This window comes from Streptomyces sp. 2-1 (assembly GCF_048564895.1).
Taxonomy (GTDB): Bacteria; Actinomycetota; Actinomycetes; order Streptomycetales; family Streptomycetaceae; genus Streptomyces; species Streptomyces phaeochromogenes.
The window spans coordinates 8,027,184-8,048,260 of sequence record NZ_CP183383.1; the positions used below are offsets into that span (position 1 = coordinate 8,027,184).

The window sequence follows — 21,077 nt, forward strand, 5'->3', positions numbered from 1 at the left end:
AGACCTGAAGCCACCCCGGGATTCGCCGTCAGGCCAAGTGGTCGGACTGGCATGGGACATGCCGTCCAGCGCGCTCAAGATGCCCGAAAAACAGTACATATCGCGCTATCTTGCTTCGGGTGATCCAGGCCATCGGACTGACCAGCAACGCCCGCAAGGAGCTTCCCCCCGCCGTCGACGACGTCTCCTTCGAGGTGCCCACGGGCCGCGTCACAGCGCTCCTCGGAGCCCCGGGTTCGGGCAAGACGACGGCGCTCAGGCTCATGCTCGAACTCCAACAGGGCCGCGGAATCACCTACTTCAGAGGCCGCCCACTGCATCGCATCGCCCATCCCTCGCGCGAGGTCGGCGTGCTCCTCGGGGAGGTTCCCGGCCACCCGGCACGCACGGTCCGCGGCCAACTCCGCATGCTGTGCGCCGCGACGGGCGTGCCGGCCAGGCGTGCCGACGACGTCCTCGAAGTGGTGGGTCTGGTCAGCCTGCGCGACCAACGTCTGAGCACGCTCTCGCGCGGCATGGACCGCCGCCTCGGTCTGGCCTGCGCACTGCTGTCCGACCCGCACACGCTCGTGCTCGACGCCGCCGCCGACGGGCTCTCCGCCCGCGAGGGCCGCTGGCTGCACGGGATTCTGCGCGCCCACGCCGCCGGGGGCGGCACTGTGCTGTTCGCCACGGGCGACCCGAAGGAGGCCGCGCGGACCGCCGACCGTGTCGTCACGCTGGAGGAGGGCAGGCTCGTCGCCGACCAGGACGTCACCGACTTCGCCCGCACCCGGCTCCGGCCCCGCGTCGCCGTCCTCAGCCCGCACGCGGCCCGGCTCGGCGCCCTGCTCACGAAGGAGGCCCGCACCGCTCGACGCTCCGTGGAGGTCGTGCGGGAGGACGGCAACCGCCTCTCCGTGTACGGCAGCACGTGCGCCGACATCGGCGAAACCGCCTACCGCCACAGCATCCTCGTACACCAACTCGCGGACGAGATCGGCGACATGGGGCCCGTACCCGCGCGGCACCCGGCGGGTGTCTCCCAGGAGGCCGAGCAGCCCGCGCGCCCCGCGACGGCGGAAGGCACGAACGAGTTGTCTCCCCTCCCGCCGCCCATCACCGCCAGGCCGGGCTCCAGCCCCTTGCGGCCACTGCGCTACGAACTGCGGCGAGCGTCAGGGGTCGCCACCGGCTACCTCACCGCGGTCGCCGTGCTCGTCGCCTCCACCCTGATCTCCCTGCTCCTGGCCAGAGCGGGGCACACCCCGCAGCCGCGTCTGCTCGCCGCTTGGCCACGGGATTTTCCTCTGCCGCCCGCGGCGCTCGGCGCGGGGCTGCTCGGTGCCATCGCCTTCGGCGACGAGTTCCGTCATCCCGCCCTGGCCGCCGATCGCGGAACCGTCCCCCGCCGCCTGGGACTGCTCGCCGCCAAACTCCTCGTCGCCTCCGCCACCGCGCTGCTGCTGGCCCTCCTCGCGGTGGGCGTGGACGCCGAACTGCTCTACCTCGTCTACGGACGGGAGCTCACCGGAGTTCCCGAGGACTGGCTCTCGCTGAGCGTGAGTTGGATCGGTCTCGTGGTGGGCTGCGCCTGGGCGGGCGTCCTGGCGGCCGGGATCTTTCGGTCGACGACCGCCGGACTCGCGGCGGTACTGGCCGTACCGGTCCTCGTCGTACCGCTCGTACAGAAGATCCTGGAGGGACCGTCCGTGCGGACCGCCGCCGGGTTCTCGACCCGGCTGCGCGAGCTCGTGCTGGTGCAGTGGCCCTTCGGAGGAGAGCACTATGTGGCTGCTGTGGCGCGAGTGATCGCCCAACCCGTCGGCGGCGCCCTGATGTTGTCGATCAGTGCTCTGCTCTGCGCATACCTGCTCACCACCCTACGGAGCAGGGTCCGATGACGGCGGCCCGTGCACGTGTGTTCCCTTCGTGTGCGCAACTCCGCGCAGAACGCCCATTTCTTTCCGATAAGGCGTCAATTGCGACGGGGTGAGCGATCACCCTTTCGTGTGCTTTTCACCAAAGACCTCAAGGGAGTTGGAGACGGAGCCGACAAAGGATCCGTGAGTACCCTTGCGCACACCATGATGACCGCCGCCCGTTCCGCAGACTCCGGCCTCGCCGGCCCGGGCGAACTCGACCGCTACCCCTACGGGGAGGTCCCCGGTGCAGACCGCGTCAGCGCCTCCGTGTGGGACAGCACGGACCCGGATCTGGGCCGCATGGGCCGACGTGCCGCCGGCAGCCGCGGCCGCGGCCTGCATGGCCAACTGGTCCAGCAGCTGGGGCAGATGATCGTCTCCGGCGACCTGGGCGCGGACCGCCCGCTGGTGCCCGAGGAGATCGGCCAGCGATTCGAGGTCTCCCGTACCGTCGTCCGTGAGTCGCTCCGCGTTCTTGAGGCGAAGGGCCTGGTCAGCGCCCGCCCCAATGTCGGCACGCGCGTACGTCCGGTCAGTGACTGGAACCTCCTCGACCCGGACATCATCGAGTGGCGGGCCTTCGGGCCGCAGCGCGACGACCAGCGCCGCGAGCTGAGCGAACTGCGCTGGACGATCGAACCGCTCGCCGCCCGCCTCGCCGCCGGACACGGCCGGGAGGAGGTGCAGCAGCGGCTCTCCGACATGGTCGAGATCATGGGCCACTCCATGGCGCAGGGTGACGCCCTCACCTTCTCGCGCGCCGACGCGGAGTTCCACTCCCTGCTCATCCAGGTCTCCGGCAACCGCATGCTGGAGCACCTCTCCGGGATCGTGTCCGCCGCGCTCCAGGTGTCCGGCAACCCGGTCACGGGCTGCGACCGGCCGACCGAGGCGTCCCTCGGGCACCACGCCCGCATCGTCGACGCCCTCGCCGCGGGCGACGGATCGGGCGCCGAGACGGCCATGCGCCAACTGCTCACCGTCCACCCCGAGGTGGAGCGCGTCGTGCCCGCGCCGCGCGAGCACTGACCGCGCACCGAGGGCGGCGCGGTCGGTGGTGGGTGCCCGTGTGGCATCGCTTGGCCGGCGAACCATCTGCCGCCGGACCCCCTGGATGCTTCTGGAATCCGGCGGGGTCCGGCGGTGTGATGGGGTACTGAGGTCATCGACTGACCACCTCTGACCGCATCTGGGAGCTTTTGAGCACTTACGGGGTGTGACTCGGGCCACGCAGATTGGGCGTAACGCTCCACGGGGCAGCGCGATGACCTAAGAGGTGACAGCCGAGTAGGGAATACAGACGCCGTTCAAGGCGCTGTGACTCTTCCCGGCCCTCGCCCGCGCCGTCGGCCCATCCCCAAGTCGGCGGTCGTCGGCTCCTGTCCGTACCGGACGGGGCCGGAAGCCGTTTTCCAACGTTCCGAGAGGTTGTTCGTGTCGGCCAGCACATCCCGTACGCTCCCGCCGGAGATCGCCGAGTCCGTCTCTGTCATGGCGCTCATTGAGCGGGGAAAGGCTGAGGGGCAGATCGCCGGCGATGACGTGCGTCGGGCCTTCGAAGCTGACCAGATTCCGGCCACTCAGTGGAAGAACGTACTGCGCAGCCTCAACCAGATCCTCGAGGAAGAGGGTGTGACGCTGATGGTCAGTGCCGCGGAGCCGAAGCGCACCCGAAAGAGCGTCGCAGCGAAGAGTCCGGCCAAGCGCACCGCCACCAAGACCGTCGCGGCGAAGACGGCGACGGCCAAGAAGGCCACCGCCACCGCCGCCCCGGCGATGCCTGCCGCAGACGCTCCCGCCGAGGACGCAGCCGAGAAGAAGGCCGCTGCCAAGAAGGCGACGGCCAAGAAGGCCGTAGCGAAGAAGACCGTCGCGAAGAAGGCGACGGCGAAGAAGACCACCGCCAAGAAGGACGACGCCGAGGTCGTCGACGACGAGGCGGCCGAGGAGACCCCGGGCGCGGCCAAGACCGGCGACGAGCCCGCCGAGGACGGCGCCCAGGGCTTCGTCCTGTCCGACGAGGACGAGGACGACGCGCCCGCGCAGCAGGTCGCCGCGGCCGGTGCCACGGCCGACCCCGTCAAGGACTACCTCAAGCAGATCGGCAAGGTCCCGCTGCTCAACGCCGAGCAGGAGGTCGAGCTCGCCAAGCGCATCGAGGCCGGTCTGTTCGCCGAGGACAAGCTGGCCAACGCCGACAAGCTCGCGCCGAAGCTCAAGCGCGAGCTGGAGATCATCGCCGAGGACGGCCGCCGCGCCAAGAACCACCTCCTGGAGGCCAACCTCCGTCTGGTGGTCTCCCTGGCCAAGCGTTACACCGGCCGCGGCATGCTCTTCCTGGACCTCATCCAGGAGGGCAACCTCGGTCTGATCCGCGCGGTGGAAAAGTTTGACTACACCAAGGGCTACAAGTTCTCGACGTATGCCACGTGGTGGATCCGTCAGGCGATCACCCGCGCCATGGCCGACCAGGCCCGCACCATCCGTATCCCGGTGCACATGGTCGAGGTCATCAACAAGCTCGCGCGCGTGCAGCGCCAGATGCTCCAGGACCTGGGCCGCGAGCCCACCCCGGAGGAGCTGGCCAAGGAACTCGACATGACCCCGGAGAAGGTCATCGAGGTCCAGAAGTACGGCCGTGAGCCGATCTCCCTCCACACCCCCCTGGGTGAGGACGGCGACAGCGAGTTCGGTGACCTCATCGAGGACTCCGAGGCGGTCGTCCCGGCCGACGCGGTCAGCTTCACGCTCCTCCAGGAGCAGCTGCACTCGGTCCTGGACACCCTGTCCGAGCGTGAGGCGGGCGTCGTCTCGATGCGCTTCGGTCTCACCGACGGTCAGCCGAAGACCCTCGACGAGATCGGCAAGGTGTACGGCGTGACGCGCGAGCGCATCCGCCAGATCGAGTCCAAGACGATGTCGAAGCTGCGTCACCCGTCGCGTTCGCAGGTGCTGCGCGACTACCTCGACTAAGCCTCGGCCGTACGTCATCGAGGGCCCGGTTTCCTGCTCAGGGAGCCGGGCCCTCGGTCTGTGCGGAGTGCGGAGTGCCGCCATCTGGATCACGCTGGGTGTCTCATGACAACCCCAGAGTGAGGAGCGCGCATGCCTCGTCCCTTTGCCCGAGCGCTGGCCGTTGCGGCCACGGCGGCCGTCATACCGTTGGCCTGTCCGGCCCCCGCGACGGCCGATGTCATCATCGGCGGCTACCCGGTCGAGATCTCCGAGAGCCCCTGGACGGTCGCCGTGTCCAGCCGTGACCGGTTCGGGGGTACGCGTGCCGGACAGTTCTGCGGGGGTGTGGTGATAGGCCGCTCGACGGTGCTGACCGCGGCCCACTGCCTGAGCAAGGAGGTGCTGGGCGCACCCCCACGGCAGGTGCGCGATCTGAAGGTGATCGCGGGCCGCGGGGATCTGCTGTCGGCCGAGGGCAGGGAGATCGCTGTGAGCGACACCTGGATCAACCCGCGCTACGACAGCTACACGAACGCCGGAGACTTCGCCGTACTCACTCTCGCGGAGCCCCTCGCCGCGAGCGCGGTCATCCCCATGGCAGGCGCCGGTGACGCCGCGTACAAGCCCGGCCCGGGGGCCGTGGTCTACGGCTGGGGCGACACCTCGGGGAGCGGCGACTACGCGACCGCTCTGCGGGCCGCGCGCGTGCGGGTGCTGCCCGACGCGCTCTGCGAGGAGGCCTATCCGGGGAGCGTGGACGGAACGTACGTGGCCGCTTCCATGCTGTGTGCGGGGGAGGAGGAGGGGGGCCGGGACGCCTGCCAGGGAGACAGCGGCGGGCCGCTGGTCGCTCAGGGGCGGCTGATCGGCCTCGTGTCGTGGGGCAGCGGCTGTGGGCGGGCCGGCAGCCCCGGTGTCTACACGCGGGTCTCGGAGGTCGTCAGGACGCTCGGAGCGGGCCGCTGAAGGCCCTTCTGCGGCCCTGAGAGGCGTCGTGGGCAGTCTCACGGCCTTCAGGGAGCACGAGCACGGGCGGCCGCCCCTGGACAGGGGCGGCCGCCCGGTCACCGGCCTGTGCCGGAGATGGCTCGTCGTCTGCGCGAAGTGTCAGTGCTCTTCGTCGTTGGCGCTTGCCGGGGCGGCAGTCAACCGCTCCGTCTCGTCCTGTATCTCAGCGGCGATCTTCTTGAGTTCCGGCTCGAACTTGCGCCCATGGTGGGCACAGAAGAGCAGCTCACCACCGCTGAGGAGGACGACGCGCAGATATGCCTGGGCGCCGCAACGGTCGCAGCGGTCAGCGGCCGTCAGCGGGCTCGCGGGGGTCAGAACAGTAGTCACGTCGCCTCTTCTCTAGCTCGACGAGCTGTCGTACCAGGGTCAACATCCAACCAGGCCGAAAACGTTCCCGCTCGTGGCTCTTCCTCGAAAAAAATCTTTCCGAGTCGGCTGTCTGCTGCCGGTTGGCGGCGAATGAGCCGTATTGCGTGTCTTCGTGTCTTACGGGTTCGCGCTCTGTCAGGTTCAGTCCTCCCGGCTGGCTTGCCGGTTGTTCTTGAGGACGTGCCCGGAGCCTAAATGGTTCATGCCTGGAAGGGAACGTGATATGTACTTCACTCCAACGAGGGATCGAACAAGCATGCGACGCTGGACTAGTCTGAGTTTCGGACGAGGGTGGCGTTACAACGGCTCTACCAGGCCTCGGTACCCTCGGAGCGGCGACCGAAGCCGGGCCCTTACCCAAAAGGGCCACATCTGAAATTCAGCGAGGAGCGAACCGCGTGACCGCCGAGACGTCCGTGCCGTCCACAGCGCTGCTGACCGGAGCAGACCGGGACGGTTCCAACTACACCGCGCGGCACCTGCTCGTCCTCGAGGGGCTCGAGGCCGTGCGGAAGCGCCCAGGCATGTACATCGGGTCGACCGACAGCCGCGGCCTGATGCACTGCCTGTGGGAGATCATCGACAACTCCGTGGACGAGGCCCTCGGAGGCTACTGCGACCACATCGACGTGACCCTTCACGACGACGGCTCGGTCGAGGTGCGCGACAACGGCCGGGGCATCCCGGTCGACGTCGAGCCCAAGACCGGCATGTCCGGCGTCGAGGTCGTGATGACCAAGCTGCACGCCGGAGGCAAGTTCGGCGGCGGCTCGTACGCGGCCTCCGGCGGCCTGCACGGCGTGGGCGCCTCCGTGGTGAACGCGCTCTCGGCCCGCCTGGACGTCCAGGTGGACCGCGGAGGCCACACCCACGAGGTGAGCTTCCGCCGCGGCACCCCTGGAGCGTTCAAGGGAGACGGGGCCGACGCCGCCTTCGACGCGTCGACCGGGCTGCGCAAGCTCAAGAGGATTCCCAAGACCCGCACCGGCACGCGCGTGCGCTACTGGGCCGACCGGCAGATCTTCCTCAAGGACGCGAAGCTCTCCCTGGACCACCTGCACCAGCGCGCCCGGCAGACCGCCTTCCTGGTGCCCGGCCTGACCATCGTCGTCCGCGACGAGTTCGGGCTCGGCGAGGGCGGCAGCAAGGGTGAGGAGTCCTTCCGCTTCGACGGCGGCATCAGCGAGTTCTGCGAGTACCTGGCCAGCGACAAGCCCGTCTGCGACGTCCTCCGCTTCTCCGGGCAGGGCACCTTCAAGGAGACGGTCCCGGTCCTGGACGACCACGGGCAGATGACGCCCACCGAGGTCACCCGGGAACTGGGCGTCGACGTCGCGATGCGCTGGGGAACGGGCTACGACACGACCCTGAAGTCGTTCGTGAACATCATCGCCACGCCCAAGGGCGGTACCCACGTAGCGGGCTTCGAGCAAGCCGTCGCGAAGACGATGAACGAGGTGCTGCGCACCAAGAAGCTGCTGCGCGTCGCCGAGGACGACATCGTCAAGGACGACGCCCTGGAAGGCCTCACGGCTGTCGTCACGGTCCGCCTCGCCGAACCGCAGTTCGAGGGCCAGACCAAGGAGGTCCTCGGCACCTCGGCGGCCCGCCGGATCGTGACGAACGTGGTCTCCAAGGAGCTCAAGGACTTCCTGACCTCAACGAAGCGGGATGCCGCCGCGCAGGCCCGGGTCGTCATGGAGAAGGCCGTCTCCGCCGCCCGTACGCGCATCGCGGCCCGTCAGCACAAGGACGCGCAGCGCAGGAAGACGGCCCTGGAGTCCTCCTCGCTGCCGGCCAAGCTCGCCGACTGCCGCAGCGACGACGTGGACCGCAGCGAGCTGTTCATCGTCGAGGGAGACTCCGCGCTCGGCACCGCCAAGCTCGCCCGGAACTCCGAGTTCCAGGCGCTGCTGCCGATCCGCGGAAAGATCCTCAACGTCCAGAAGGCGTCCGTCACGGACATGCTGAAGAACGCCGAGTGCGGCGCGATCATCCAGGTCATAGGAGCCGGGTCGGGCCGGACCTTCGACATCGACGCCGCGCGCTACGGGAAGATCATTCTCCTCGTCGACGCCGATGTCGACGGCGCGCACATCCGCATCCTGCTGCTGACGCTCTTCCAGCGCTACATGCGGCCGATGGTCGAGGCCGGGCGAGTGTTCGCGGCGGTGCCGCCGCTGCACCGCATCGAACTCAGCCAGCCCAAGAAGGGCCAGGACAAGTACATCTACACGTACTCGGACCGCGAGCTGCGAGAGACCGTGCTGGAACTCCAGCGCAAGAACGTGCGCTACAAGGACTCGATCCAGCGCTACAAGGGCCTCGGCGAGATGGACGCCGACCAGCTGGCCGAGACGACCATGGACCCGCGCTTCCGTACGCTGCGCCGGATCAACATCTCCGACCTGGAGGCCTCCGAGCAGGTGTTCGACCTGCTGATGGGCAACGACGTCGCCCCGCGCAAGGAGTTCATCTCCAGCTCCGCGGCGACGCTGGACCGCTCGCGCATCGACGCGTAGACGGTCGAGTGAGCCCGTCGGGACCGTGAGAGGTCTCGACGGGCGTCGGGCCGAGGGACGGGCCGGCAGACGTCTGTGTGGGCTTCTCCACCCGCGGGTGGAGAAGGGGCGTCTGAGGGATCCACCCGTGATCCACCCTGGCTCCGATCTGCCGACCTGCCCGTTTCCGTAGCGTCGAAGGCGTCGACAGCGCTCGCTGCCGGCACCCGCCCTTCCCCGCACACGGAGGCCGCGATGTCCGGGCTTGTCGATGTCTTGGCGATCCTCGCCGTTGTCGTCCTGGTGATCGCCCGCCAGTTCCGCACCCGTCGGATAGCGACGGACAGGAGCTGGTGGGTCGTGCCCGCGGTCCTGGTCTTCCTGGCCCTGCGCGAACCGGGCCTGCTCGACGCCGACCACCGGACGCTGTCGGTCCTCCTGCTCGGCGCCGAACTCCTCGTGGGCCTGGCCACCGGCATCGGCTGGGCCTGGACCACCCGGATCTGGAGGACACCGGACGGCACGGTGTGGAGCAGGAGCAGCAAGGCCAGCGGCCTCGTCTGGACCGTCGGGATAGCCCTGCGGGCGGGTTTGTTCGGCCTCGGCGCCGCCCTCGGCCTGCACCAGGACAGCTCCGCCCTGCTCCTCGCACTCGCGGTGACGCTGCTGGTGCGCTCCGGGATCATGGTCCGCAGGGCGCAGACACTGCCCCCGGCGAGCGGGCAGAGCGCGGCGTACGGTGACGGCATGCCCCAGCCCTCGCGGAAGGAGCGTGTATGACGGAGAACGTCTGGATGCTCTGGCCCTCCCGCGAGGCGCTCTCCCGAATGGGAGTGCACAGGGCACGGCGTGCTCTCGCCGGGGCCGGGCGCACCTTCGCCGTAGGCATCCTCCTGGCGACGACCTTCATCGACAGCGACCTGCACGGCTGGGGTGTCGCAGGGGCTGTGCTGGGAGTCCTTGTCGGTGGACTCGGGTTCTGGGGCTTCTGGAGAGTCACGCTCGAGCATCGCCTGCTTCCCTCCTTGGGGTTGTTCGTGCTGCTGTTCGCCATCGCGGCGGTGGCAGAGGGCGCGGGGCTGAGGATTCCTGCCCTCGTCGTGTGGTGCGCCTGCGCCGTCAGCGCCATGGAACGACTGCCACTCGCGGCGGCCCTGCCCGCGAGCGCCGTGGCTCTGGGGACGTACGCGGCAGTGAACAACGACGCCTGGCTGACCACCCTGGCCACGACCGCGGGGCTTGCTCTGGCCGGATACGTGCTGCGGCTGGACGCGGAGGCCCGGGGCAGCGCCCAGCGGCTTCTCGCCCAGGAGCGGGCCGCACGAGCCGCCGAGGCGGAGTCGGCGGCGCTCGCGGAGCGGGCCCGGATCGCACGGGAGATCCATGACGTGCTGGCGCACAGCCTCTCGGCGCAACTCGTGCACCTGGAGGCGGCACGGCTGATGATCGAGAGGGGAGCGGAGAGGGACCAGATCCTCGAGCGTGTCGTGGCGGCACGGGGAATGGCCCGCGAAGGCCTCGCCGAGACCCGGCAGGCGCTCTCCGCGCTGCGCGGAGAGATGTCCCCGCTGGAGGAGTTCCTGAGCGAACTGGTCGCCGACACCGCCGGAGCCGATGTCACCGTCACGGGTGAACGGCGGCTGTTGCCGGCCGAGGCGTCGCAGGCGGTGCGCAGGGTCGCCCAGGAAGCACTGACGAACGTCCGGAAGCACGCGCCGGGGGCCAAGATCCTCATACGCCTGGACTACGGCGAGCACGAAGTGATGTTGAACGTAAGGGATTCGGGAGCGCCGCCGAGTGAATTCACACACTCGGGCGCCGGATACGGTCTGCTCGGAATGCGGGAGCGGGCCGAGCTGCTGGGCGGCTCGCTGGAGGCCGGGCCGTACGAGGAGGGGTTCATGGTGACGCTGAAGGTGCCCGCATGACGGAGGAGGACGGCGGGGCACCGGCCCGTGTCGTCGTGGCGGACGATCAGACCGTGGTGCGTGAGGGCATCGTGATGCTGCTCGGGCTGCTGTCGGGGATCGAGGTCGTCGGGGCCGCCGCCGACGGGCACGAGGCCGTGCGGCTGGTGGCCGAGCTCGACCCGGACGTCGTGCTGATGGACCTGCGCATGCCCCGCTGCGACGGGGTGGAGGCGACAAGGCGCATCCGGACCGAACACCCCAGGACACAGGTCGTCGTGCTCACCACGTACGCCGACGACGGCTCGCTGTTCCCCGCGCTGAGAGCCGGGGCCCGCGGCTATCTCACCAAGGACGCGGGCGGCGACGAGATCGTACGGGCCGTGCGGAGCGTGCTGTCGGGGGACGCCGGGCTGTCCCCGAGCATTCAACGGCGTCTGCTGGAGCGGCTGTCCGAGCCGGAGCCTGCCGTTCCCGCGGAGGGCACCGAGGCGCCGGACGGGCTCACCGCGCGGGAGACGGAGGTGCTCGTGCTGATCGCCGACGGTCTGACCAACCAGGAGATCGCCCGCAAGCTCCATGTCTCGACGGCCACCGTGAAGACCCACATCAACAACCTGTTCGCCAAGACGGGGCTCAAGGACCGTGCGCAGGCGGTCCGTTACGCCTTCGGGAAGGGACTTGTGCGGCCACCAGGGGGGTGAGTCACCTGATGGGGTGAAGAGCGCGGAGGAAAGAGTCTGGGATCTTCCCGATCTGTCCATCCTTGGGCACGCGGCCGAAACGGGCAGCGGACAAGGAGAGTTCGGTGGAGAAGTACGACGGTCCCGACTCCGGAAAGGTCCGGTTCGACGACCCCTGGTACGACGCGCTCGCCTCAGGCTGGGGCGAGTTGGACAGTACGGGTGCGCCCGCTCCTGCCGTGCCGCCCGCGCGCGGGGAGCGGGAGGACCGGACCGCCCGTACGGCCGACGTCTATCTGGAGGTGCAGCGCAGCGCGGCCTTCCAGGAGGTGCGCAGCCGGTACCGGAGGTTCGTGGTCCCGGCCGTCGCCGTCTTCTTCACCTGGTACGTGGGCTATGTGGTGACGGCGACGACGGCTCCGGATTTCATGGCTCAGCCCGTCGTCGGCGCGGTGAACGTGGCGATGGTCGCGGGGCTGGGGCAGTTCCTCACGACGTTCCTGTTCACCTGGGCGTACGCACGGCACGCCCGGCTGCGCAGAGACCGGGCCGCGCTCGATCTGCGCTGGGACACACAGGAGCTGACGCGAAGCGTCGCGGGTGGTGACCGGTGACCGGGAACCATCAGACGCTGGCGCTGCTGCTGTTCAGCGTGTTCGTCGCGGTCACCCTGGGGATCACGACCTGGGTGAGCCGCCACCGGCATGGTTCGGCGGAGGAGTTCTACGCGGGCGGACGGTTGTTCTCGCCCATGGAGAATGGTTTTGCCATCGCGGGCGACTACATGTCCGCCGCGTCCTTCCTCGGTATCTCGGGGCTGATCGCGCTCTTCGGCTATGACGGGCTGCTGTACTCGGTCGGCTTTCTCGTCGCCTGGCTCGTCGTGCTGTTCCTCGTCGCCGAACTGGTGCGCAACTGCGGGCGGTTCACACTCGCGGACGTCGTCGCGGCCCGGATGAGCGAGCGACCCGTGCGGATCGCGGCGGGAACCTCCTCGGTGACCGTGTCCGTTCTGTACCTGGTGGCGCAGATGGTGGGCGCCGGCAGCCTCGTCGCCCTGCTGCTGGGCGGTACGAGCGAGGCGGCGCAGGCCTGGACGGTCATCGGCGTCGGGGCCCTGATGGTCATCTATGTGTCGATGGGAGGGATGCGGGCGACCACGTGGATCCAGATCGTCAAGGCGGTCCTGCTGATGGGCGGGGCGATCGCGCTGACCGTGCTCGTCCTGGTGCGGTTCCACGGCGACTTCGACCAGTTGCTGCGTACGGCGGCGGATCGGAGTGGGCACGGGAAGTCGTTCCTCGCGCCGGGGCTGAGGTACGGCGGGGACTGGACCGCGCGCCTGGACTTCATCAGCCTGGGACTCGCGCTCGTGTTGGGCACGGCCGGCCTGCCGCACATCCTGTCGCGTTTCTACACCGTGCCGACCGCGCGAGCCGCGCGGCGCTCGGTCGTCTGGGCGATCGGTCTGATCGGCGGCTTCTACCTGATGACGATCGTGCTGGGGTTCGGGGCGGCGGCGATCGTCGGCCCTGATGCCGTACGCGGGTCGAACGCGGCCGGGAACACAGCGGTTCCGCTGCTGGCGCTCGATCTGGGCGGCGGCGCCGGTTCCACCGGAGGAACGGTTCTGTTCGCGATCGTCGCCGCGATCGCCTTCGCCACGATCCTCGCGGTGGTCGCCGGAATCACGCTCGCCTCCTCGGCGTCCGTGGCCCACGACCTGTACGCGTCGCTGCGACGTCGGCGTGCGAAGCCGCGCAGCGAGGTGGCCGTGGCGCGGACCGCCGCGGTCGGTATCGGCGTCGTCGCCATCGCGCTGGGCCTGCTCGCGCGCGACCTCAACGTGGCCTTCCTGGTCGGGCTTGCCTTCGCCGTCGCCGCGTCGGCGAATCTGCCGGTGCTGTTGTACTCGCTGTTCTGGCGGAACTTCACGACGCGCGGCGCGGTGTGGTCCGTGTACGGGGGCCTGGTGCCGGCCCTGGTGCTCGTCGTGCTGTCCCCGGTGGTGACGGGAAGCCCCGCGTCGCTGTTCCCGGGAGTCGACCTCCAGTACTTCCCGCTGGAGAACCCGGGCCTGGTGTCGATCCCGCTCGGCTTCCTGGCGGGCTGGCTCGGCACGGTCACCTCGTCGGAGCCGCCGGACGAGGCCAAGCACGCCGAAACCGAGGTGCGGGCGCTCACGGGGGCGGGAGCGGTCTGAACGGCAGGTGAGCGACGGTCCCGGTGGCCAGGTGTCCAGGTGGGGCACCCTCCCCGCGAGGCCCTGTGAGGCCCCGCGGCGGTCCTGCAGGGCTCACAGGCTCAAGGCGCGACCCACGCATAGCGGTGTTCCGGACGCCCCGTGTCCCCGTACTTGAGTGAGAGCCGGAGACGGCCCGCCTGTTCCAGGTGGCGGAGGTAGCGCTGCGCGGTGGAGCGGCTGAGGCCCGTCTCGGCGGCGACCTCGTGGGCCGAGAGGGGGTGGTCGGCCTGGTGGAGGACGGTGCAGATCAGGTCCGTGGTCGGCTCCGAGTGACCGGTGGGCGGACCCGGCGAGGACGGGGCGGGCGTCGTACGCAGGGCGCCGAACATACGGTCGACCTGTTCCTGCCCTGCCACGCCCTGGTCGCTGACTCTGTCGACGGTGCGACGCAGCGCGGCGTACGACTCGAGCCGAGTTCGCAGCGCTGCGAACGTGAACGGCTTGACCAGGTAGTGCAGGGCACCCAGACGCATCGCGGCCCGTACGGTCTCCACGTCGCCGGCCGCGGTGATCATGATGACGTCCGCGCCCATGCCCAGTTCCCGCATCTGCTGGACGAGTTCGAGGCCCGTCCGGTCGGGCAGATAGTGGTCGAGCAGGATCAGGTCGACGGGCTTCCGGCCCGCCGCGTCCAGGGCCTGGCCGGCGCTGTGCGCACGGGCGGCCACCCGGAAGCCGGGAACCTTCCCCACGAACTTTGCGTTGATTTCGGCGACACGGAAGTCGTCGTCCACGACCAGGACGTCAATCATCGGGCCTCTCCCCCCGAGCCGGGCGAGCGGTGAGCCCGTGCTGTCGGCTCCAGTGTTGTGGAGTGAGCAGAAAGAGCACAACACCCTTCTGTAATCAGAAGAACGCCTTGCGCACACAAGACTGATGCCGTGGTGCGGGCCACGGCTACGGTCGCGGGGCATGAGCGCAGACACCGGCCCCGCCATCGCGTTGCGAGGCGTGCGCAAGGTCTTCACAGCCCCGCCGAGGGAACTGCACACGGTCGTCATCGGTCTTGATCCGACCGTGGGAGGCTGCGGGTTCACGGCTGTTGTGGCCCTCGCAGGTCGAGGCAGGCCGACCACACCGACCCTCGTCAACGGTCTCGAAGAACTTATGGAGTGCGAAGCCGTGGTGCCGGACGAACCGCTCGACCTGCGGAAGGGCCCGTGCGATTCGGTCGTCTCCGGCGCCCGCGCCCCCAAGGAATCCATCGCCCGCGCGGACACGGACATGGGCGTCGCGTTGACGGCGGGTCCTGCCACCGTGAAAACAGAGGGCACCAGGACGGCCCGTACGGTCTCCCGTCCACGGGCCGCCCGCGGAAGCGGAAGCCTGGCCGTTGTCGCCGTCCCCCGCCCGCTGCCCCTGGCAGCCGAACCCGCTTCCCAGGGCACGCACAGGCCCAAATGCCCCTCCTAGGTCCCCGTTTTGTTGAGCGTCTCCCCAGGAGGCGCATTTCGCAGACAGCCCTCTCCAGGACACCGGTTCTGCTTCGGCACCGGTCTTTTGGCGGAGTGGCCGGTGCCCCCGTCACCGGCCACTCCGAGGCCCCCGTTCTCCCGCACCGCCTTCTTCACAAGGACGTGAACGAACATGCCCAAGACCCTCAGACATGGGTCGCTGGCAGCCGCCGGCCTGCTTGTCCTCTCCTCGCTCACCGCCTGTGCCAATGACGTGGCCGGATCGGCCGCCGCCGCCGACGAGGCGGGCGGCAAGGGAGAGAAGGTCAAGATTATGGTCGGCGGCCTGGACAAGGTCATCTACCTGCCCGCGATGCTCACGCAGCGGCTCGGCTACTTCGAGGACGAGGGCCTCGACGTGGAACTGCTGGGCGAGCACGCCGGTGTGGAGGCCGAGACCGCGCTCGTCGCCGGGAAGGTGCAAGGAGCCGTCGGCTTCTACGACCACACCCTTGATCTGCAGGTCAAGGGCGAGGACGTCCAGTCGGTGGTGCAGTTCTCGCACGCGCCCGGTGAGGTCCAGATCGTCTCCGACAAGGCGGCGACCGAGATCAGTTCGCCGGAGGACTTCAAGGGCAAGAGGCTCGGCGTCACCGGCCTCGGCTCCTCGACGGACTTCCTCACCAAGTACCTCGCCGTCAAGAACGGTGTGCCCGTCAGCGAGTTCAAGACCGTCCCGGTCGGCGCGGGACAGAGCTTCATCTCCGCGCTCAAGAAGGGGTCCATCGACGGCGGCATGACGACCGACCCGACCGTCGCCACGATCCTGGCGGAGAACAGCGGCAAGGTGCTCCTCGACATGCGCACCCCGGAGGGTTCCGACGAGGCGCTCGGCGGCGCGTACCCGTCGTCCAGCCTCTACATGCAGACGGATTGGGTCAACGACAACAAGAAGACGGTCCAGAAGCTGGCCAACGCCTTCGTGAAGACCCTCCGGTGGATGGCCCAGCACAGCGCCACCGAGATCGCCGACGAGATGCCGGACGACTACTCGAAGGGCAACGGGACGCTCTACGCCAGCGCGATCCAGAGCACCATGCCGATGTTCACGCAGGACGGTGTGATGCCCGAGGACGGTCCCAAGACCGTCGAGAAGGTCCTCAAGGCGTTCAACCCCGACATCAAGAACGCCGACGTGGACCTCAGCAAGACGTACACCACGGAGTTCGTGGACAAGGTCGAGGACTGACCCCTCGACCACACCCGCGGTCTCCCCGACCGCGGACCGAGCTCCTGTGCGCGGCTGAACTCCCCTGACAGCCGTACACAGGCGGGTACGGTCGCTTCCTCCGTACCGCGGCCGTGTCCTCAGGCGCGGGTCGCCCAGACGTAACGGTGCTCCGGGCGGCCCGCGTCACCGTATTTCAGGGTCAGGGTGGCCCGTCCCGTGCGCTCCAGGAGCTTCAGATAGCGCTGGGCGGTCTGGCGGCTGAGTCCGGTCCGGTCGGCGATCTCCTGGGCCGACAGAGGGCCTTCCGCGGTCACCAGTGCCCGGCGCACGGCCTCCGCGGTGGTCGGGGAGTGCCCTTTGGGCAGACCGGGCTCCGAGCCGGCTGACAGGGCGCCGAAGATCCGGTCGACCTCGGCCTGTTCGGCCTCGCCGCCGCCGTCGAGGGTGCGGCGCAGGTCCGCGTACGCCTCCAGCTTGGCGCGCAGGCCGGCGAAGGCGAACGGTTTCACCAGGTACTGGAGCGCGCCCTGGCGCATCGCCGCCTGGACCGTGGAGACGTCACGGGCCGCGGTCACCATGATCACGTCGGCCTGATGGCCGCGTCTGCGCATCTCCTGGACGACCGCGAGGCCCGTCTCGTCCGGCAGGTAGTGGTCGAGGAGCACCAGGTCCACCCCGGGCAGCGCCTCCAGCTGCCGCAGCGCCTCCGCCGCGGAGTGCGCCTCGCCCGCGACATGGAAGCCCGCGACCTTCTCCACGTAGGCGACATTGACCCGGGCGACCCGGATGTCGTCGTCCACGACCAGTACCTCGATCATCGCGACTCCTCGTTGACGGTCGTGGCGGCACTCTTCAGTACGAGGCCGGGCGCGGGCTCCGGCGCGAGTCCCGGCTCCGCCAGTGCCTCCGGCAGCACGATGGTGAACTCGGCGCCTCCGCCGTCCGCCTCCGAGACCCGGGCGCTGCCACCCTGCCGCTCGGCGAGCCTGCGCACCAGGGAGAGGCCGATCCCGCGCTTCCGGTGGGCAGGGGGCTTCTTCGTGGACCACCCGTCCGTGAAGATCAACTCACGCTGTTCGGCAGGAATTCCAGGACCCGTGTCCCGCACCCTCAGGACGGCCGTACGCCCTTCCGCGCGCAATTCGACCTCCACGCGCGCGTGGAGGGTCCCCGCGGCGGCGTCGAGCGCGTTGTCGACGAGGTTCCCGACGATCGTGACCAGACCCCTCGGGTCGATCAACCGGTCCGGGAACAGCGTGCTGTCCGAGATCCACAGGGCCACTCCGCGCTCCGCCGCGACGGTGGCCTTGCCCACCAGGAGGGCGGCGAGCAACGGGTCATGGATCTTCTCCGTGACCTGTTCCGCGGTCGCCCTGTGGTCACCGACCACCTCGCCGACGAACTCCACGGCGTCGTCGTACATCTCCAGTTCCAGCAGCCCGAGCAGCGTGTGCATGCGGTTGGCGTGTTCGTGGTCCTGGGCGCGCAGGGCGTCGATCAGGCCGCGGGTGGAGTCGAGTTCGCGGCCCAGCTGCTCCAGCTCGGTGCGGTCGCGCAGGGTGGCCACGGCACCGCCGTCGTCGGTGGGCATGCGGTTGGCGACCAGGACACGCTGACCGCGGACGGTGAGCAGATCGGTTCCGGTGACGGTCCCGGCCAGCACATCGGTCGTACGGCCCTCTCCGAGCGCGGTGTCGAGAGGCTGTCCGACGGCCTCGTCGCCGATCCCCAGCAGACGCCGGGCCTCGTCGTTGAGGAGCCGGATCCTGCCCTCGCGGTCCAGTGCGACGACGCCCTCCCTGATGCCGTGCAGCATCGCCTCGCGCTCCGCCAGGAGCCCGGCGATGTCCGAGAAGGCCAGGTCACGGGTCTGCCGTTGCACCCGCCGTGAGATCAGATAGGCGGCCAGCGCGCCGACGGCCAGGGCTCCTCCGGCGTACGCGAAGAGCCCGGGGATCGCGTGGATGAGGCGGGCGCGCACGCTGTCGTACTCGATGCCGACCGAGACCGCGCCGACGATGCGGCCGTTGGTGTCGCGCAACGGCACCTTGCCGCGCGCCGAGCGGCCCAGGGTGCCGCTGTCGATCTCCATGACCTCCCGGCCGGACAGGGCGGACCTCGGATCGGTCGAGACGTGCCCGCCGATCTCGGCGGGGTTCGTGTGCGACCAGCGGGTGCCGTCGACGTTCATCACGACGACGTACTCGGCCCCGCTGGCCTTGCGGATCCGCTCCGCCTCGGCCTGCACGGGCCCGTCGGCCGAGGCCGGTGTGGACTTCAGCTCCTCGGCGAGCCTCGGCTGCGCCGCCGTGGTCTGCGCGATCGCGAGAGCGCGGCGCATCGCCTGGTCGTCCAGCTGTTCGCTCAGCGGGGCGAGGAACAGCCCGGTCGCGAGGACGGCGACTCCGGCGGCGATCGCCACCTGCATCAGCAGCACCTGCGAGAACATCCGCTTCGGCATGCCCAGGCGGAGTCGTCGAGGGGGAGTGGGGCTCATGCCTACGACGGTACGGGGAGGGGCGCGCGGTGCCGTAGGGGGTGTGGCGTGGATCTCGTTTGGGAGAGGCGGTCAGCGGCCCACGGGGTGCGCGGCAGCCGTACGAGAAAGCTCGCGCACCGCCATCACGTCCATCCGGGCCGGAGAGCCGAGAGCCGAGCCACAGCTCTCGGGGCGGGGCGGCAGGGCCGCCCCCTGGGCGACCGTGACGAGCCAGTGGCGGCCGTCCGCGTGGGCGACGGTCACCTCCCAGCGGGGCGCCGAACCCTCCGTACGGACGACGCTCAGCGCGCCCGCGGCGTCCTCGTGGGCCGCCGTGCGCACGGCCAGTTCGGCGGCCTGCCCGGGGCGCTCCCAGGCAGAGCTCCCACGGCACCCTTCGGTGACGACACGGCCTTCTCGTACGCCCTGGAGGATCTCCTTGACGGCGTGGGCCTCGGCTCGCCCGTACGCGTATCCGAACGGCAGTACGAGGAGGGTGGGGGAGAAGCGGTGGCCCCCCAGGTGCGTGACCTCCCATATGCCGTCCACTCCGGAGGCGGCGAGTTCGGCGGCCAGGGGGCGGCCCAGAAGGGCGCAGCAGCGGTCGCGCTTGCCGTTCGTGCACACGAGCGCGAGTGGGTCGCCGGTGTGCGGGGCGCCGTCGAGAGCCGTGTCGAAGGTGCCGGGCAGGCCCTCGCCGAGCTCGGTGAAGTCAAGTTCGAGCAATCGCTCGGGGTCGGACGTGGTGGCCTTGTGCAGCCACACGTTTCCCGGGGTGGTGTGGGCCGCGTACACCTGGCGCTCGGCGACCGTGTGGCAGTCGGCATGGCGGCCCGGGCGCCGGATCAGCGCGACGCGTACGCCGGTGCCCTCGGCGGCCCGCTCCAGCGCTCGGCCGAGTGCGGGGTCCAAGTGGCTCGACGTCAGCGCTTTGGCGCCCCAGGGGCCGGGCTGTTCGACGAGCAGCCACGTCCTCGCGGTGGCGGCGGTCCCCGCGAGGGGCTCCTCCAGGTCCCGTGAGACCTTCGCGCACGTACTCACAGAGGTGAGCCTAACCTGACTTGGCGGGAGGCGACTTCCGGGGCGGGTGGTGTCACTGCTCCGGAAGTGGCTGAGGGGGCCGTGCGCCTACGTAGTGTCCGCTAGGGCGCATGCGCAGCGGGGCCTCGCCGTACTCCTCCAGCACATGGGCGATCCAGCCGGCCGTGCGGGCCACGGCGAAGATCGTCTCGCCCGCCGAGGCGTGCATGCCGGACGAGGCCGTGAGGACGGCGAGGGCCAGGTCGACGTTGGCGTGCAGGGGTACGTGGCGGGCCGTGGTGTCCACGACATCGCGGGCCGCGGCCAGGGCGGGGGCGGCGCGGGGGACCTCCTCCAGGAGGCCGAACAGCACCCGCGCGCGTGGGTCCTCGCCGGGGTAGAGGCGGTGACCCAGCCCGGGGACGCGGCGCCCCGCCCGCAGCTCGTCCGCGACCACCGGGGCCGCCGTACCCCGGTCCAGGACGTCGAGCAGCATCCGGTGCGCCAGGCCACTGGCCGCTCCGTGCAACGGGCCTTCGAGGACGCCGAGGCCGGCCGAGACGGCGGCGTACGCGTGGGCGCGGGCCGAGGCGGCGACCCGGACCGCCAGCGTCGAGGCTGCCAGGTCGTGGTCGACGAGCAGCGCGAGTGCGGTGTCCAGGGCGCGCAGGGACGCCTCGTCGGCTTCGCGGCCGCTGAGGCGGGCCCACAGGCGGTGCGCGAGCGAGCTGCCGTCCCGGTGGTCGGGACTCTTGGGGGGCAGGGCGTCGACGAGCGTCGGGATCAGAGTGCGGGCCGTGCCGAGCACGGCCTGTTCGGAGAGGTCGAAGCGCAGCGGGTCGGCGGTCGCCGCGGCGATGGCCGCGACGCGAAGCCGGTCGGTCGGGCCCGTGTGCTCGGGAAGCGCGTCGACGGCACGGCGGGCGACGGCGACGGATGCCTCCGGCGCTGTGAACGTGGCGCGCGGGCGCAGGACGCCCGTCCACAGCCACTCGGCGACCTCTTCGTAGGAGTGGCGCGCGGCCAGTTCGGTCGCGTCGACCCCTCGGAAGTAGTACCGGTCCTTGTCGATCAAGGTGATCCGGGTGCGTACGGAGAGCGTGCCGGCGGCGGGTGAACCCTCCGCCGGTTCACGCCTGTTGCGACGCGCGAGCGCCTCCACCTCCTTGGCGTCGAAGGTGCTGCCTCGGCCGCCTGTGCTGCGTCGGCTGCTGAGCTGGCCGCGGCTCACATAGGCGTAGACCGTCTCGGGTTTCACTCCGAGCAGTTCGGCGGCTTGCTTGGTGCTGATGCGCCGCGCTTCGTGCGCGAGGACCGGTTCTTGATCCGTCATGAGTATCACCGTATCTGTGCAGCTTAAATGTTGATTTAATCAATA

18 protein-coding genes are annotated in these 21,077 nt (G+C 69.9%); 12 read left to right on the forward strand and 6 right to left on the reverse strand.

Annotated elements, in window-relative coordinates; translation table 11 throughout:
- Positions 1-119: 119 nt before the first annotated feature.
- The 4 genes from ACN20J_RS35325 to ACN20J_RS35340 all read left to right on the forward strand — a co-directional run bounded on the left by ACN20J_RS35325 (position 120) and on the right by ACN20J_RS35340 (position 5,825).
- On the forward strand, positions 120-1,883 hold the full coding sequence (locus tag ACN20J_RS35325; protein WP_189841096.1) for an ATP-binding cassette domain-containing protein: 1,764 nt from the start codon (positions 120-122) through the stop codon (positions 1,881-1,883).
- A 162-nt stretch (positions 1,884-2,045) separates the two neighbouring features.
- Positions 2,046-2,933: a FadR/GntR family transcriptional regulator gene (locus ACN20J_RS35330; RefSeq protein WP_189841097.1), complete on the forward strand. Its 888-nt coding sequence runs from the start codon at positions 2,046-2,048 to the stop codon at positions 2,931-2,933.
- A gap of 405 nt (positions 2,934-3,338) precedes the next feature.
- Positions 3,339-4,877, forward strand: a complete 1,539-nt coding sequence (locus tag ACN20J_RS35335) for an RNA polymerase sigma factor (RefSeq protein WP_189841098.1) — start codon at positions 3,339-3,341, stop codon at positions 4,875-4,877.
- 132 nt (positions 4,878-5,009) lie between these two features.
- Positions 5,010-5,825 (forward strand): S1 family serine peptidase, encoded by an 816-nt coding sequence (locus ACN20J_RS35340; RefSeq protein WP_190226837.1) that lies wholly within the window; start codon positions 5,010-5,012, stop codon positions 5,823-5,825.
- 141 nt (positions 5,826-5,966) lie between these two features.
- On the opposite strand, the gene ACN20J_RS35345 is transcribed toward ACN20J_RS35340, so the two are convergent.
- Entirely contained in the window at positions 5,967-6,197 is a 231-nt protein-coding gene (locus tag ACN20J_RS35345; protein WP_055513118.1) for a DUF7455 domain-containing protein, read from the reverse strand.
- A 440-nt stretch (positions 6,198-6,637) separates the two neighbouring features.
- On the opposite strand from ACN20J_RS35345, the gene ACN20J_RS35350 reads away from it, so the two are divergent.
- The 6 genes from ACN20J_RS35350 (at position 6,638) to ACN20J_RS35375 (ending at position 13,533) form a co-directional block, all read left to right on the forward strand.
- Entirely contained in the window at positions 6,638-8,761 is a 2,124-nt protein-coding gene (locus ACN20J_RS35350; RefSeq protein WP_189841100.1) for a DNA gyrase/topoisomerase IV subunit B, read from the forward strand.
- 234 nt (positions 8,762-8,995) lie between these two features.
- The gene (locus ACN20J_RS35355) at positions 8,996-9,520 is read left to right on the forward strand and encodes a DUF1453 family protein (RefSeq protein WP_190226838.1); all 525 of its coding nucleotides are present in this window, start codon (positions 8,996-8,998) and stop codon (positions 9,518-9,520) included.
- A complete protein-coding gene (locus ACN20J_RS35360) occupies positions 9,517-10,668 on the forward strand; it encodes a sensor histidine kinase (protein WP_190226839.1) in 1,152 nt (383 codons plus the stop codon). Before ACN20J_RS35355 ends, ACN20J_RS35360 begins: the two co-directional genes overlap by 4 nt.
- Positions 10,665-11,351, forward strand: a complete 687-nt coding sequence (locus ACN20J_RS35365) for a response regulator transcription factor (protein ID WP_190226840.1) — start codon at positions 10,665-10,667, stop codon at positions 11,349-11,351. The genes ACN20J_RS35360 and ACN20J_RS35365 overlap by 4 nt, the downstream gene beginning before the upstream one ends.
- 104 nt (positions 11,352-11,455) lie before the next feature.
- Positions 11,456-11,944, forward strand: coding sequence for a DUF485 domain-containing protein (locus tag ACN20J_RS35370; protein WP_246574864.1), 489 nt, complete (start codon positions 11,456-11,458; stop codon positions 11,942-11,944).
- Complete coding sequence (locus tag ACN20J_RS35375) at positions 11,941-13,533, forward strand: cation acetate symporter (RefSeq protein ID WP_190226842.1); 1,593 nt, start codon at positions 11,941-11,943, stop codon at positions 13,531-13,533. Before ACN20J_RS35370 ends, ACN20J_RS35375 begins: the two co-directional genes overlap by 4 nt.
- A 101-nt stretch (positions 13,534-13,634) precedes the next feature.
- On the opposite strand, the gene ACN20J_RS35380 is transcribed toward ACN20J_RS35375, so the two are convergent.
- Positions 13,635-14,327 (reverse strand): response regulator, encoded by a 693-nt coding sequence (locus ACN20J_RS35380; protein ID WP_190226843.1) that lies wholly within the window; start codon positions 14,325-14,327, stop codon positions 13,635-13,637.
- A gap of 160 nt (positions 14,328-14,487) precedes the next feature.
- Between ACN20J_RS35380 and ACN20J_RS35385 the strand changes: the two genes are divergently transcribed.
- Both ACN20J_RS35385 and ACN20J_RS35390 read left to right on the forward strand, forming a co-directional pair.
- Positions 14,488-14,988: a hypothetical protein gene (locus tag ACN20J_RS35385; RefSeq protein ID WP_190226844.1), complete on the forward strand. Its 501-nt coding sequence runs from the start codon at positions 14,488-14,490 to the stop codon at positions 14,986-14,988.
- Between the two features lie 174 nt (positions 14,989-15,162).
- Complete coding sequence (locus tag ACN20J_RS35390; protein ID WP_190226845.1) at positions 15,163-16,218, forward strand: ABC transporter substrate-binding protein; 1,056 nt, start codon at positions 15,163-15,165, stop codon at positions 16,216-16,218.
- Positions 16,219-16,337: 119 nt separating this feature from the next.
- Here ACN20J_RS35390 and ACN20J_RS35395 read toward each other — a convergent pair whose 3' ends face one another.
- From ACN20J_RS35395 to ACN20J_RS35410, 4 genes are all read right to left on the reverse strand, one after another.
- The gene (locus tag ACN20J_RS35395) at positions 16,338-17,018 is read right to left on the reverse strand and encodes a response regulator (RefSeq protein ID WP_189841109.1); all 681 of its coding nucleotides are present in this window, start codon (positions 17,016-17,018) and stop codon (positions 16,338-16,340) included.
- Positions 17,015-18,697, reverse strand: a complete 1,683-nt coding sequence (locus ACN20J_RS35400) for a sensor histidine kinase (protein WP_190226846.1) — start codon at positions 18,695-18,697, stop codon at positions 17,015-17,017. Before ACN20J_RS35400 ends, ACN20J_RS35395 begins: the two co-directional genes overlap by 4 nt.
- 72 nt (positions 18,698-18,769) lie before the next feature.
- Positions 18,770-19,720 carry a sucrase ferredoxin gene (locus ACN20J_RS35405; protein WP_190226847.1) on the reverse strand — a complete coding sequence of 317 codons (951 nt, stop codon included), beginning with the start codon at positions 19,718-19,720 and terminating at the stop codon, positions 18,770-18,772.
- Positions 19,721-19,772: 52 nt separating this feature from the next.
- Positions 19,773-21,032: a citrate synthase gene (locus tag ACN20J_RS35410; RefSeq protein WP_190226848.1), complete on the reverse strand. Its 1,260-nt coding sequence runs from the start codon at positions 21,030-21,032 to the stop codon at positions 19,773-19,775.
- Positions 21,033-21,077 lie beyond the last annotated feature (45 nt).